The 13,414-nt window shown below is 46.8% G+C and carries 16 protein-coding genes; 5 read left to right on the top strand and 11 right to left on the bottom strand.

The features are described from left to right. The 3 genes from ABS766_RS16525 to ABS766_RS16515 all read left to right on the top strand — a co-directional run. Nucleotides 1-1,160 (top strand): hypothetical protein (locus tag ABS766_RS16525; RefSeq protein ID WP_408086306.1); only part of this gene is annotated, 1,160 nt, incomplete at its 5' end. Further along, nucleotides 1,150-1,851, top strand: coding sequence for a PRTRC system protein B (locus tag ABS766_RS16520; protein ID WP_408086305.1), 702 nt, complete (start codon nt 1,150-1,152; stop codon nt 1,849-1,851). The genes ABS766_RS16525 and ABS766_RS16520, both read left to right, overlap by 11 nt. Further along, nucleotides 1,851-2,636, top strand: a complete 786-nt coding sequence (locus ABS766_RS16515; protein ID WP_408086304.1) for a PRTRC system ThiF family protein — start codon at nt 1,851-1,853, stop codon at nt 2,634-2,636. Before ABS766_RS16520 ends, ABS766_RS16515 begins: the two co-directional genes overlap by 1 nt. A 390-nt stretch (nt 2,637-3,026) precedes the next feature. Here the strand turns inward: ABS766_RS16515 and ABS766_RS16510 are convergent, their stop codons facing one another. The 3 genes from ABS766_RS16510 to ABS766_RS16500 all read right to left on the bottom strand — a co-directional run bounded on the left by ABS766_RS16510 (nt 3,027) and on the right by ABS766_RS16500 (nt 4,759). Further along, nucleotides 3,027-3,689 carry an NAD-dependent epimerase/dehydratase family protein gene (locus ABS766_RS16510; RefSeq protein WP_408086303.1) on the bottom strand — a complete coding sequence of 221 codons (663 nt, stop codon included), beginning with the start codon at nt 3,687-3,689 and terminating at the stop codon, nt 3,027-3,029. Nucleotides 3,690-3,711: 22 nt separating this feature from the next. After that, nucleotides 3,712-4,278, bottom strand: coding sequence for a TetR/AcrR family transcriptional regulator (locus ABS766_RS16505; RefSeq protein ID WP_408086302.1), 567 nt, complete (start codon nt 4,276-4,278; stop codon nt 3,712-3,714). A 67-nt stretch (nt 4,279-4,345) separates the two neighbouring features. Beyond that, entirely contained in the window at nt 4,346-4,759 is a 414-nt protein-coding gene (locus tag ABS766_RS16500) for a nuclear transport factor 2 family protein (protein ID WP_408086301.1), read from the bottom strand. Between the two features lie 537 nt (nt 4,760-5,296). On the opposite strand from ABS766_RS16500, the gene ABS766_RS16495 reads away from it, so the two are divergent. Then, nucleotides 5,297-6,043 (top strand): hypothetical protein, encoded by a 747-nt coding sequence (locus ABS766_RS16495; protein ID WP_408086300.1) that lies wholly within the window; start codon nt 5,297-5,299, stop codon nt 6,041-6,043. Beyond that, nucleotides 6,024-6,737 (top strand): hypothetical protein, encoded by a 714-nt coding sequence (locus ABS766_RS16490; RefSeq protein ID WP_408086299.1) that lies wholly within the window; start codon nt 6,024-6,026, stop codon nt 6,735-6,737. The genes ABS766_RS16495 and ABS766_RS16490 overlap by 20 nt, the downstream gene beginning before the upstream one ends. Nucleotides 6,738-6,863: 126 nt before the next feature. Here ABS766_RS16490 and ABS766_RS16485 read toward each other — a convergent pair whose 3' ends face one another. From ABS766_RS16485 to ABS766_RS16450, 8 genes are all read right to left on the bottom strand, one after another. Then, nucleotides 6,864-7,226, bottom strand: a complete 363-nt coding sequence (locus ABS766_RS16485; RefSeq protein WP_408086298.1) for a hypothetical protein — start codon at nt 7,224-7,226, stop codon at nt 6,864-6,866. Between the two features lie 229 nt (nt 7,227-7,455). Further along, nucleotides 7,456-8,346 (bottom strand): conjugative transposon protein TraN, encoded by an 891-nt coding sequence (gene traN, locus ABS766_RS16480; protein ID WP_408086297.1) that lies wholly within the window; start codon nt 8,344-8,346, stop codon nt 7,456-7,458. A 15-nt stretch (nt 8,347-8,361) separates the two neighbouring features. Next, complete coding sequence (gene traM / locus ABS766_RS16475; protein WP_408086296.1) at nt 8,362-9,666, bottom strand: conjugative transposon protein TraM; 1,305 nt, start codon at nt 9,664-9,666, stop codon at nt 8,362-8,364. Nucleotides 9,667-9,695: 29 nt separating this feature from the next. Then, complete coding sequence (locus ABS766_RS16470; RefSeq protein ID WP_408086295.1) at nt 9,696-9,926, bottom strand: hypothetical protein; 231 nt, start codon at nt 9,924-9,926, stop codon at nt 9,696-9,698. 10 nt (nt 9,927-9,936) lie between these two features. Further along, nucleotides 9,937-10,560, bottom strand: a complete 624-nt coding sequence (traK, locus tag ABS766_RS16465; protein ID WP_408086294.1) for a conjugative transposon protein TraK — start codon at nt 10,558-10,560, stop codon at nt 9,937-9,939. Between the two features lie 20 nt (nt 10,561-10,580). Further along, nucleotides 10,581-11,576: a conjugative transposon protein TraJ gene (gene traJ, locus ABS766_RS16460; protein ID WP_408086308.1), complete on the bottom strand. Its 996-nt coding sequence runs from the start codon at nt 11,574-11,576 to the stop codon at nt 10,581-10,583. Between the two features lie 15 nt (nt 11,577-11,591). After that, entirely contained in the window at nt 11,592-12,221 is a 630-nt protein-coding gene (locus tag ABS766_RS16455; RefSeq protein WP_408086307.1) for a DUF4141 domain-containing protein, read from the bottom strand. 24 nt (nt 12,222-12,245) lie between these two features. Next, the coding region (locus tag ABS766_RS16450; RefSeq protein ID WP_408086293.1) for a TraG family conjugative transposon ATPase at nt 12,246-13,414 on the bottom strand (1,169 nt) is incomplete at its 5' end.

Here is a 13,414-nt window from a genome sequence, read left to right as displayed (position 1 = left end):
ATGCAAAAGATAATAGCGGGGCAGTTACGGCTGCCCCAAAACAAAAGGCAAAAGCTGCTGCACAAAAACGCAGGCGAGTTCCTGATAAACCTGCAGCGCAGGAAAGACACTGCCGAAGTGCTTGCCGACCGCCCGAGGTCAGCCCCTGCGGGGCTGCTGCCTATGGTTTTCTGAAAACCCGTTTCCTGCCCCACTACACGGGGCAGGCAATCGCAGGCGGTACAGAAAAGAAAAATTTTTACCGCAGCTTACAATTGCTGTGCGAATATTATAGGGTACAACCTGTGGACACTACAGGCTTTGCCTATCCCTACGGCAGGGAAGTTGCCCTGCACGAAACGGGCAGGCTGCTCAACCAAACCTACCCGCAGCATATTGAGATGGACGTGTTGGAGCATAACAGAAATTTTATAGTGCAGGCAACGGAAACCTGTTACACAGGCAATACCTTATTTTACATTCCTGTGCTGCCCCTGCATTATATGATGCAGGATAAAAAGCACCGCAAAGGCGCACGGCTGCTGCTTTGTATTTTTAGTTACCTGTTCCATACCGTACATATTCCTTACTATACCGAGGACAGTTTTTTGTACTGGCAGTACGAAATGGTATCGGAATGGGTTACTAACGACCCCGATGATTGGGAGCAAAAAGACTATTACGAGTATGTAAGCCAGTTACGGGCTGCCCTGCATTACGGGGAAGTGATGCTGCGCAGGCTGTGGAATACCGTACACCTTGAGCATTTCGGGAAATGGCTTGCGGATTTTAAGCCCCATGACCCTTTTGATACGGAGTGCCACCGTATAGCCCAAAAATTTTACACCCTGTGGCAGGACTATCCTGAAACTTCCTTATACCGCCATGCCGATACCGACTGCCTACCCGACTATGAAAACGATGATTTTGATAATTACGACTGTATTACGATGGAAAAATATATCGGTTTTGTCGCCTGTACTGACGGGTGGCTGTATGAAAATGTGCAACAGTCGGTTAACGCCTATTTTAATGAAAGCGTGTCAAAGCAGGAGCCTGTCCTGAAACGCATTTTTGACGGGCAACCGCAGGACAACGATACCCTCGGTTTTGAATGCCGTTTGTTCCCCCTTTTAAATGAATTGTGTTACCTTTTAAATAACTATGACTATGACACCTAACGTCCCACTCTACCAGCCTAAAGCAGCCCTTATGGTTTTTACCACAAGCGGTTTTGCTGCCCCGTATATCGAATATTATGATATGGACGAAACGGGATGCCCCGTAAACCCGCACCCGCTTACGGTCAGGGAAGCGCAAAGCCTTGCCAAAGCCCTTGACACCCGTGAGCAGGCAGGCAAGGCATTTTTGCGGCCAGAGGGCATTCTGCCTGCCGAGGTGTTACATATTGACCCCTCCAATAACGGCAGCGTGGTATGGTATACCAAGCCCCAACGCCAAAAGCTGTACTTTGCCGAAAGCCTCGGCTTAGCCAATGGAACAATTGCCCTGCCTGCGCTCGTGTGGAAAGCTACTAAAAAGGAACTGCAACTCTTTGCGCTCAAAGGCAAAACCAAGCCCAAAGCGGAAACAACGCTATACCATGCCCCATTCTTTAACCTCTATCAAAAAGGCAGCGTGTGTATGGGTAATGTAAACGTAGCCATTAAATCGGCTGCCACCTTAGAGGAATTTATTACGGCATGGCAGGGGTATTTTTTCGGGAGTTATTTTTCGCACCACATCAACGAACACAACCCCGTTGGCGTGAACCTGTTTAACCTGTACAGGGAACTGATGGCTGACCCTGAAAAGCCGTTCCCGACCGACACCCTGCGACCGACACCGTTAACCCTTAAAAATTTACTGTGATGGAAACAAAAGTAAAAGCCCACTTAATAGCCCCCGAACTACTAAACCCTACCAACCCTATAACTGTGTGCCTTATCGGGGCAGGCGGTACAGGCTCGCAAGTGCTGACAGGCTTGGCACGGATGTCACACAGCCTGCAACAGTTGGGGCATGCAGGCTTTCAGGTCAGCCTGTGGGATGATGATGTAATTACGGATGCCAACCGTGGCAGGCAGTTATTTGCAAAGTGTGAAGTGGGTTTATCCAAAGCCACCGCCCTCATTACCCGTACCAACCGCTTTTTTGGGACGGCATGGAAAGCCGTTGAAAAGCCTTTTACTGTTGATACAGCAACGGGCAGGAATGCGATTTATATTTCCTGCGTGGACACCGCAGCAGCCCGTTTCGGGATAGCCGAAGTGTTGGACGATTTAGATTTGAACGCGAAACGTTCTGATACGCCCCGCTACTGGATGGACTTCGGCAACGGCAGGGACACGGGGCAGGTTATACTCTCCACTATCGGCAGTATTAATCAGCCTGCATCTGAAAAGTTTACACCTGTAAGCAGCCTGCCACCGGTTACACAGGAATTTGAGGAATTGCTCACACAAGGCGATACCGAAGACCTGCCAAGCTGCTCCCTTGCCGAAGCACTCGAAAAACAGGATTTGTTTATCAATTCCGTACTGGCACAGATGGGGTGCAGCCTGCTATGGCAGCTTTTCAGGCAGGGGTTTACCCTTGAGAGGGGTTTCTTTATGAATTTGGGGAATTTTCGCAGCCAACCGTTAGCGGTTGGCTGATTAACCCGCATTTTCAGCTTAAAATGGCAATCCCTCCCTATAGTTGGGAACGCCTTTTCGCGTTTGAAAGCGGATGCGCCTGCCAGGCAACAGCATCGGGATAAACCCTGCTGCATTTGCCGGGCGGTCGCGAACTGTTTTGGCGGTCTTAAAGTACCGATCCCTATATTACCAAATAGAGTTTAATTGGAAAAGTACCTAGAAAAGTAGCGCAAGCCATTGTTTTTTCATAAGCAGTAAAGCTACACAGCCATGTAACAAGCCCATAAGCGGCCAATACTTTGCCAATTTTTAACAGAGAAGCGCCTAAAGAGCTTATAGAAGCCGCCGTAAATGTACCGGCTGAACGAAGTCATAATACTAGATTATCTATATAGATAAATCCTTGAATTACTTAGTACACTCAGCCCGCTTGGCAATTATTTTTAGATCTTTTATTTCTAAAATATTTTTATTGTATCCAAGTGTCAGTATTCGAGCTAATGCAGTTACAATTTCATCATAAGTCAAGGTTTTATTTGGAAAGAGAAAAGGATATATAAGTTTAAGTACTTTATAAATAAACCGCACATTTTTCTGTGCTTTCAACGGAATAATAAAACCTGGCCTGAAGCTGTAAGCAGCTTTAAATTGCAACTCATTTAATGCGTTCTCTGTTTTGCCTTTTATCCTTGCCCACATTATTTTTCCATTTTCCGAACTATCTGCATATACTCCCGATAAGTAGAAGAAAACCATTTCGGGATTCAATCGGGCAAGTTCCTTTGCAAATAATATGGTGGTAAAAAAAGTGATGTGACTGTATTTCTGCTCACTCATACCCAATGAGCTTATTCCTGCGCAATACCAACAGCTATCGTAGCCGCCTAGATGGTCGCTATGAGCAGCTAAGTCTGTAAAATCTTTAACAATCAGTTCAGAAAGCTTCGGGTGCTTTAATGGAGAAGCTCTTCTATTTACCATCAAAACGTCGGCAATTTCGGGATGATCAAGAGAAGCCAGTAAAATGCCTTCGCCAATCATTCCTGTGGCTCCTGTTATTATTATTTTCATTTTCTTATTTGCATGCAGTTACTCATCGGCGCTGAATCATTCTCCAAAACATAGAGAATGTATCTTCGATAATTTTGTTTTGTGTTTTCTTATTGAATTTACTTGATGAAAGGTATTGATTTACTCCAAATACCTGATTACTGATCAAAGCGTATAATAAATTTACATCAATGTCAACGATCTGTTGCTCCCCGATGGCCATACGAAAAAGTTGTAATACCGGTGCTATCTGTGCAGACACTTCATCAGCACCAATTCTTTTCAGATAGGGAGAATTGGAGAACTGTGCCAGAAACAAAAATTCGTTGGGATTATTGAGCGACCACCTGAGCGATTCTGTATAATAAGTTTTGATTACTTCCTTTGTTGATACAACTTCAGCCAATGCAACATGTATACTTTCTGCTGCCTGCCCCTTTAATTTCAAGTAAAGTGAAATGATCAACTCATCTTTAGTCGGAAAAAAATAGAACAAGGTCCCTGTTGCTATCCCTGCCTCTTTTGCAATTTTGCTTGTTGGTGTATCATTAAATCCTTGTGAAACAAACAATTGTAATGCTGTTTGAAGTAGCTTTTCCCTTTTATCCATAAGTATGATTTAATTTTTTAGGCAACCGAAGCTAAATTCGTATACTTCGGTTGCATACTAAATGGTTTTAAATATGCTTTACATCATCCATCGGGCCACAGAATAATTCATTAACCATTATGGTATCTAAATATTCATAAAGCCCATTAATTAAGCCATTCTTAAAGGTTAAAAGCAGCATCACATTGTTTTCGTAAATACGTCCATCCTTTCGCGTTCCCCGTATATGAACATAAAGCGCTGCCCGCTCATCATCTGCCGTAATAGATCTGAGCGTCATTTTCATTCCTTCCGGAAATCGTTCTGCTACGATGCCCCACAGTTTTGCCTGGTTTTCGTTTGATTGGTAACCTCCAAACGGCCAGGATCCCTCACCACTCCACCAATAAACGTAATCTGAAGTTCTTAATTTGGTCATCTGGTCAAAATTTCCAGCCACCATGGCATCGAAATAATTTTTTGCTGTTTCTGTTGTTGTCATAGTATATCAATTAAGTGACTGTTTAGTCAGTCATAGCAAATCTACGAATAATTTATCTACGCACAAAATCTGACTTTTATATCTGTAGTATGAAATTAGGCCAAGCTTGATGAGAAAAATACTGGTAGTTTTTTCCTGAGTACAACCTGTATAGGTGGAGATTTTATAAGTTATGATTTGACAAGCTGTTACCTTTCCTAAACCAAACGCTAGCGGCTGGCTGATTAGCCCGCACTCACACTAAAAGGCAATCCGCTCCTACTGGTGGGAACGCCTTTTCGCGTTTGAAAGCGGATGCGCCTGCCAGGCAACAGCATCGGGATAAGCCCTGCTCCATTTGTCCGGCAGGCGCGTTTTGTTTTGCCGCTGCTCTAACACCGGGTCTCAGGTATCGTTGCCTTATCTTCATTTATGAAGGTAAAAGCAGTACCCGGATGCAATTGGCCGCTAATTGCCCGATAGTGTACCGTTTCTGCTTGCAAAATAGGGCTTCACCCACTGTACATTTGAAGGTATAACCATTAAAAAATTTTACTTATGGCTACACCAGTTAATTTTAAGGGACTGAACCATTACACAACCGGTAATGCAACCCTTCGCAGTGAAAAGGACGGACTAATCCTGGAAGGCTTTAAAAACTCCTTCGACGGGATTACCATTGAAACCAATGGCGCAAAACAATGGGAACTCACCTTCAACCCTGTCGAGATCAAAAAAGAGGACGTGTTTGGCATTTCCTACAATGTTCTTGATGGACTAAAAAGGGGTAAAACGGTGGCACAATATGCTATAACCTATAGCCCCGATGGCAAATATGCCTATCTGGCGGTCAATAGCCGCCTGGAGGGTGACAAAATTGAGCTGATAGGGATGAAAGACGGCAAAGAAGTAATGAAGGAAGTGTATGACAAACCGGAAGATCTGGACTGTAACTGGATTGTTATTGCTATCTTAGTGCTCGCAGCAGTATCGGTCGTGGCATCCAATGTGGATTATGAAAATGAAAGGACAGTAGTGACCCATCCCAACGGTACCAAAACGGTAACGGTCAGGACCAAGAAATCGTTCGGAGGCGGCGGTGTCGTACAACCCGTAGCCAAAGCAGCGGGTACCAAACCGGAACCTGGTAAAGGGGAATTTCCCTTTGACCACCTGTACATAACCTCTGAGCGCTGCTATACCGAAGAATCGGCTGATGAGTTGGATGGTCCTATTTCTCAGGTTATATTTACACCAAAAGTATCAGAACAAATTTATATTACGGATGAAGTTTACAGGATTTAAATCATTAGCATACCGCTTACGATTTTTGCCGCTGGCCACAGCCCTTGCAATTGTTACAGGGCTGTCGGGCTGCGGGCAAAAGAAAAATAGCCCTGAAGAAGGTGATGCTATTTATAGTGATGGCAGGCAGTGGACATATAATGTCACATTTAGCGATTCCTCCGGTACTGCCCTCAGTAACTGCACCCTGAAATTATCGGTGGGCACCTCCAGTGTCGCATCGGTACTAGCTGGGCAGAAAGGGATTACGTACAACTACAGCAACTGCGATTCTTCCCAGTCCTTCGAAGAAACTACCGGTGTAGATGAAAGTGCGGAAGGCATCTTTTTACATCCGCCAAGGCTAGGTGCTTTCGCCTTTACCGAGGTAGTGCCGTTCCCCAGGATTAACTATCCGCCGGAACTGATCAGCTCCTCCGAAGTGGAACTGACGGTTAGGAAATCTGCGTTAAAGCCTGCTGAAAATAAAACGTTTCAGCATACTATTGAAAGGACTGTAACTGATACCCTGACATTCAAAAACAGTAAGCTCGTATGTTATGTGGTAGAGGGCCGAAATACCAACTATATAAAGGAGATTGGGCAATACAAAGGCAAGTACTGGTTCAGTCCGACATACGGTTTTGCAAGGCTACTGTATTATAAACCCGACGGTTCTATAGTAGACGTAGTTTTGGCAGATACTAATTTTTAGGATAAATAGCCATCGTATAGTATGGTAAATAAATACGAGTGGAATTCCTCCACCTGCAGCTTTTAAAATAGTATTGGATTAAAGTAGCAGAAGCATTGCCTGTAGTTTAAACTGTAAGTAGGATTGTCACTGTCTACTTCGAGACGATACGGGAGGCTGCTTTGCATCGTTTTTCCATTGTGAAAATCCTTCAAACAAATCTTCTATCCCTTCAAATTCGATAAATGCCAGAAGTTCCTGCTGGCATTGTGCTTTAAATCCCCTAAAACACACAAACGTAGTAAGCGGAATCAGCGTCAGGTCTTTTACAGTAGAAAGTCCCACATACGTAAAAAAATTTCTCATCCTCTTACTAAAAGGAAAATCACTTTCTGAAAGTTGCATCTGAAGTTTTGCAGCCTGGTGTACCATAGCATCTGATTCTTTTGAATTGCAATTGTATAGCAAATGTCGCAGCTGCGTTGGCAGGTCCTGTGTTTTCTTTGCCAAAAAAATAGGCGCAGACCACTACACTTACGGACACTGAGGCACTGGTATACCTAGACTTCGCATAAGCGAGCGCCCACGCCGTAGCATGAGCGTCCCTACTTAGCCTCGAAGTCTTTAAAAATTACCAGTTTTCAGTGACGAGACTTAAAGCAAAAACACTTTAAGATTTTCTATATGTAACACAAAGATAAAAAGGATTGCTTTCCTGTGCAATGCCTTTCTTTCCTGCCTATAGTTTAAGCGTTAGCTTTTCCAGCGGCTTCGCCCTGACAAGGTCACTGTTCTTTACTTTCAGTACCTGCGACCTGCCGCCATTTTTTTCATAGGCTTCTATCAACAGGACCTGTCCCTCGGATAAGGTAAAGACATCCAGCAGGTAAATATTGCGCTCCGATGTATGTCCGTGTACCGGCAAGAGTGGCCTGTAGGTGCGTAACAGGTCAAGTGTCTTCTGCTGCATGACCGTCCTCTTGGCTATCTTACGGTCGGCGATGGTAAAGGTGATAAAATCCGGCACGAAAGGCACGTACGTATCGTTCTCCAATTCAATATGGAAGTAGTACCTGCCCTGATGAACAAAAATTCCTTTTAGCCGGAATGTCATTCCGTAGCTGTCAGATTTAATGTTCCTAATCTCTTTTTTGTTGTTCCTGTACAGCGTTTCCATAAGCAGCCCCGTGAGCGAAGCCGGACCGCCCAGCTCTTCGAACTGGACGTCAGCCGACTGTTCACGGCTTACAGCACGGCCTGCCGTGGCCAGGTTGTAGCTCATTTCCGCCGGAAGGCTGCTATAGCAGGCGTTAAAGCCGTAAAATTGGCCGTCTTCCGTGATGACGGAAAAGTTTGTCTCTTCGGCAAACTCCTGTACTGCTGCTTTAACACGCAGGACATTCTGCGCATCGGCAGCCTTGTCCGCAACGATATAATCGCTGCCCAGGTCCACATAACGGATACCTGAAGGAAAGATAATATGCGAGGTTTTATCATAGGTGACCTCGACACTGTAGGCCGGTATAGTGCCGAGTGCGAGTCTTTCGGCCTGCCTGGCCTGTGCTATGGCAGCTATTGGGCTAACTATCAGAAGTAGCATCAATACGTGTTGTATACATAGTTTTTTCATGATCCTAATTTTAAGTTATTGCTTTTTTGATACTAAAAATCCCTGGTGGCCGGACTTTAGGGTTACCTTCTGCGCCTTCACCTTTTTTGAGAAGTAGCCCGAAACCCCCTGTATCAGCCCCCGGCTGGCATCGGCTGCCACCTGCTGGCCTGCCGAACGATTAATGGTAAAACTACCCCCGGCTGTATTGCCCATGTTGGCAAGGGTACCATTTACCGCAGAAACCTCGGGAGAATAGGGTATATTCAGCCCCTTTTGCCCATCCAGGTCGTACACCTCAAGTTTCACCGGGAGGATGCTACCCTCAATTTCAAGCGATACCACCGTCAATTGCAAGCGGCTGGACTGGAACTTCGCAACGGCACTCAATATAGAGCCTCTGGGGAGGACTATGCCCCCGATAAGGGCCTCCTGTAGCAGCCGCAGCTGCACATTACTCTCCGCAGTTACCTTACCGGTCTGGTGGACACACGCCCTGATGCTGTTAGCGGGAATAGTATTTTCTTCCGCCCCTGTGGCGGTCGTAAAACTGCGGAAGCCTGCATTGGCAAGCCGTGCCAGCTTTACCGAGTCACTTTGAGGTTGCTGCAACTGCGAAACTACAGAGTGCCTACCGGGATAAAGGGCCACATAATCACCTTCTTCTTTTTCCCCGGTATCCGGTGTTGTAGTGCCGGTATCCGCAGAGGGACCGGCACCCGGAAAATATTTGGCTGCCATCTTATACGATTGCTCCATCAGTGCCAACCGGTCATCCATGCTACGCCCCTGCGGGCTTTCGCGGGCCTCCAGCTTTTCTTTCAGTGCCTCATTTTCTTTTCGCAGGGCATCCTGCGCCGTCTCTGGCCGGTAAAAGGTGTTCAAAGAACGTTGCATACTGCGGTAACTGCTAAGGGCAGCGTTACCTTTTGGGTTTGCATCCTCGGGAGTATCATCGGATCCCGCAGGGCTGGGGCGTGATGTAGCTTCAGTAATGCTATCCGATTGCCAATAGTCCGACAGGCGCATCATAGCCGCCCTTTTTTGCTGCTCCCGCTCCCTTAGCATTTCCTGTTCATACGCTTTCCCCTTATCGGTGGGAAGGCCCTCACCGGAGGCTTGTGGAACAGCACCGTTGATACCAGATTTGCTCTGTTCTGTAGTTTTGGTTCCTAAATCTCGCCCAAATATCAGGTACAGGCACAGCACGCAGGCCAGTCCCATTATACCAAAGATAACGGGCTTCTTAAAGCGCTCCTTAGTGAAAGCTGCCTTTCCTGTTGCCGGAGGTGCCGTACCGTCGGTAACCTGTACCACTGTTTTCCTTTTCTCATTTTCCATTTGCTTTCTCTTTTAACGATTGTTGCTATTCAATTCTTCTCCTGTAATTTCACGACAGGATTCTCAATATGTTCTATCGCTACTGTTTGGGCATGGCTTCCGAATTGCCTTGCAACCTGCACGATTACCACAAGGGTTATAATGCAGTATACTGCAAAGGCATACCCTATTACTTTACGTTTCCGGTAAGCCGGCAGCCGCTTCCAGTAGCCCTCAAGGTTTTCCCTGCTAGATTGTAGGGCTTTGATAAACTTGTCCATACTGCAGTCCTTACCGGTCCATAACCTCAACATCCCTATTCTCCAGCACACGGAACTGCTCAATGTTAAACCCCTGTGGGTTCACATCCGAGCGTACCGAATTGACCAGCAGACAGGAGGTCACCAGGCTGCGCCTGGTAACATTGCTTGCCCTGATGATGTATTCCCTGGCGTAGGTACGCACACTGTACGGGTACTTTTCAAAATTGCATTGCACGCTGTCCACTTCAATGCGCTGCTGTACATTTCCCGATATGATCCGGTTGTAGTACCCTTTTTCCGACAGGTCTTTATAATAGTCAAAGGCGCTTTTATCGGCCAGGTTAAAGGCCCTTTTCATGTTGCTTTCAATCGCTGCCTTATCCGGGGCAAGGGTAAAAAAGAGTTCGTGGAAGCGCCTCACATGCTCCCGTGCCTCGACGGGCCGGTTGATGCTCGCATCCTGCGATAAGGCCAGCATCAGCGATTTGCCCTGGTCCAGTACATATACTTTTTCACGTTGCACGCTCGCAAAGCGGTACGACTCAAAGACCGCATAGCCTGAAATCCCAAGGCACAATACCGTAAATACAATGGCATACAGCCTGATCTGGCTGAAACTGTTCTCTATATTCCTTAATGTTTTAAATTCCATAGTTCAGGTTTTAAAAATGATTATTTGCTCATAAGCCTGCCGCCAATGTTTCCTGTTACAGCCCCGGTGCCGGCGCCCACCACATTGCCTGCTTTCTGTGTAGCCTGGTTGACATTACGCGTATAATTTCCGGCCCCGCCTGCCTGTATGATCCATCCTGTTACCGTAGGTATGGTAAAATATCCCACAATGCCAATGATCATAAAGATGATGTACACGGCATTGGAGGTGTCCGGTATGTAGGACGGGTCGGACAGCATTTCGATATCACGCTCCAGTATCAATGATTGTATCTTGGCCAGCATGGAACTGAACAGGTCAGATACCGGCAACCATAAATAGACGCTGATGTACCGCGTGAACCACTGGGTCATGGTCGACTGAAAACCATCCCACACCGATATGGCAAAAGCGACAGGCCCTAAAATCGAGAGTACGATAAGGAAAAAAGTACGCAGGGTGTCAATGACCAGCGCCGCGGCATTGAACAGGATTTCCAACAGTTCCCGGAAGGCATTTTTAATATCCTGCTCCAGTTGGTACATGCCGCGTTCCAGGTACATGCCCGACATCGTGGCCAGGTCGGAGGGTGACCAGCCCAGTTCATCCAGCTGCCGGTCAAACTCTTCATCCGACACCAGGTAAGCCATCTCCGGGTTACGCAACATGGCTTCATGCTCCAGCTGGTCTTTCTGCGCCTGCAAGGCATTAAGGTCCAGTACCTGTCCCTCCAGTATGCCATGTGTCCCGGTCACAATAGGGCTGAGTACGGCATTCAGGGTGCCCAGCACCATCGTGGGAAAAAACATGATGCACAAACCAATGGCAAACGGGCGCAGTAACGGAAACAGGTCAATGGGTTCGGCGCGGCTGAGTGCCCGCCAGACATTCAGGGCGACATAAAACAACGCCCCAAGCCCGGCAAGCCCCTTGGCCACAGCCGCCATCTCTGCCGAGAGCGGCAGCATCTCATCATACAGCGAGCGCAATACCTCGTGCAGGTTGTCAAATTCAATAGCAAGCGCGATCATCTACCAGTATTTTTGGTTGGCACTGCCGTAAAGTTCCAATACCCGTTGGGTATCATTCTGCTTCTTGGCCCTGACGATGCTTACCGAAATATTCTTCTTGGTATAGTAGCGCACCAGGTTGTAATAATGCAGTACCTCTTTGTATACCCTCTCAATGATATCCATACGTTCCTTATCGCTCAGGGACATGGACGTCACATTGATGATCTGGCTCAGGTCATCCAGCAGGCCGGTTGTTTCATTCAGCAGCTTGCTGTAACCAAAGGCTATGGCATTCAGTTCCTGCGTGGTAAAGTTCGGGTCGTTCAGCATCAGGCCGAAACTGGTCACGTACATATCAGAAATATCCCCGACCAGCAATACGGTCTGTTGTACCCTGCGGGCATCCTGTACCAGGTTGTTGACCGCTTTCAGGGCATCGTAATATTCTTTGCCCTGATTGTAGACATCCTTGATCTTGTTAAAACTGTCCAGCGTATTGGTCGCCGTTGCCGAGGTCTCCGCAATCTGGTTTACCGTATTGACAATCCCCTGCGCTAGGTTGGTCGGGTCGCTGACCACCCATTGGGCCTTCACCGGTGCAGCGGCTAATTCAATAGCCATCCACACCACATACATCATTCGTTTCATCATTTTGGATTTTATGGTTATTACTTATAATTGACTTTCGCAGCGCTGAGCCGCGATACGCCGTATGGCGAGTTCCACGTTACCGCCCAATGCTTTGGCCAGTTCCATCACTTCCATCTTTTCGCTTTCCTCTGTGGTGTATGCCAGGTACTCCTCAAGGCTTACCTCGGTAGCATACACAGCCGAGTGTGTGCCGCCCAGCCCAATCCATACTTCTTTGTATAGCCGCGATGGGTCGTTGTTCATATTAATGGAGAGCACCTGTGCTTTTTCCTTATCAGTAAGTCCCAGCATCGCCTGGATGTCATCAAACTTGTTCATGTACTTGCGCTGGTCCAGCAGTATCTTACAATCAGAATTGTTGATGATACTCTCCTTGACAATGGGTGACTGGATAATATCATCTACCTCCTGGGTAACCACAATGGCTTCGCCGAAAAACTTTCGTACCGTTTTGAACAGGTACTTGATATACTCCGCCATACCTTCCTTGGCAATAGCTTTCCAGGCTTCTTCAATCAGAATCAGCTTCCGTTGCCCTTTTAGCCTGCGCATTTTATTGATGAATACTTCCATGATGATAATGGTTACAATCGGGAACAGGATTTTATGGTCCTTAATGGCATCAATCTCGAATACGATAAAGCGTTTGGACAGCAGGTCGAGTTGTTTGTCGGAATTGAGCAAATAGTCATACTCACCGCCTTTATAATAGGGTTCCAGTACGTTCAGGAAATTGGCCAGGTCAAAGTCCTTTTCCCTGACTTTCTTGTCCTGCAGTACCTTTTGATAGTCGCCCTGAACGTAATCATAGAAGCCATCAAAGGAAGGTGCCGCACCTGCTTTAATGTGCTCAATATAGCCGCTTACCGCGTTGGATAAAGCTACTTCTTCCGCCCGGGTAGGCGGCTCGTCATCGCGCTTCCACAGGGTCAATATGAGTGTTTTGATGCTCTCACGTTTTTCTATGTCGTATACACCGTCATCCGTATAGAAAGGGTTGAAAGCAATCGGGCTGTCTTCCGTATAAGTAAAATACACCCCGTCATTTCCCTTAGTCTTGCCGTGGATCAATTCGCACAAACCTTGGTAGCTGTTACCGGTATCCACCAACAATACATGGGCGCCCTGTTCGTAATACTGGCGTACCATGTGGTTGGTAAAAAACGACTTGCCGCTGCCCGAAGGCCCCA

Source organism: Flavobacterium rhizosphaerae (assembly GCF_046000445.1).
In the GTDB taxonomy this organism is placed as follows: domain Bacteria; phylum Bacteroidota; class Bacteroidia; order Flavobacteriales; family Flavobacteriaceae; genus Flavobacterium; species Flavobacterium rhizosphaerae.
The sequence above is the reverse complement of the archived record's forward strand: the minus strand, read 5'-3'. Positions and strand labels throughout refer to the sequence as shown.

Bases quoted from the DNA above. Each gene is read 5' to 3' on its own strand.
- ABS766_RS16520 (WP_408086305.1), top strand. From the start codon at position 1,150: ATGACACCTAACGTCCCACTCTACCAGCCTAAAGCAGCCCTTATGGTT.
- ABS766_RS16515 (WP_408086304.1), top strand. From the start codon at position 1,851: ATGGAAACAAAAGTAAAAGCCCACTTAATAGCCCCCGAACTACTAAAC.
- ABS766_RS16510 (WP_408086303.1), bottom strand. From the start codon at position 3,689: ATGAAAATAATAATAACAGGAGCCACAGGAATGATTGGCGAAGGCATT.
- ABS766_RS16505 (WP_408086302.1), bottom strand. From the start codon at position 4,278: ATGGATAAAAGGGAAAAGCTACTTCAAACAGCATTACAATTGTTTGTT.
- ABS766_RS16500 (WP_408086301.1), bottom strand. From the start codon at position 4,759: ATGACAACAACAGAAACAGCAAAAAATTATTTCGATGCCATGGTGGCT.
- ABS766_RS16495 (WP_408086300.1), top strand. From the start codon at position 5,297: ATGGCTACACCAGTTAATTTTAAGGGACTGAACCATTACACAACCGGT.
- ABS766_RS16490 (WP_408086299.1), top strand. From the start codon at position 6,024: ATGAAGTTTACAGGATTTAAATCATTAGCATACCGCTTACGATTTTTG.
- traN (WP_408086297.1), bottom strand. From the start codon at position 8,346: ATGAAAAAACTATGTATACAACACGTATTGATGCTACTTCTGATAGTT.
- traM (WP_408086296.1), bottom strand. From the start codon at position 9,666: ATGGAAAATGAGAAAAGGAAAACAGTGGTACAGGTTACCGACGGTACG.
- ABS766_RS16470 (WP_408086295.1), bottom strand. From the start codon at position 9,926: ATGGACAAGTTTATCAAAGCCCTACAATCTAGCAGGGAAAACCTTGAG.
- traK (WP_408086294.1), bottom strand. From the start codon at position 10,560: ATGGAATTTAAAACATTAAGGAATATAGAGAACAGTTTCAGCCAGATC.
- ABS766_RS16455 (WP_408086307.1), bottom strand. From the start codon at position 12,221: ATGAAACGAATGATGTATGTGGTGTGGATGGCTATTGAATTAGCCGCT.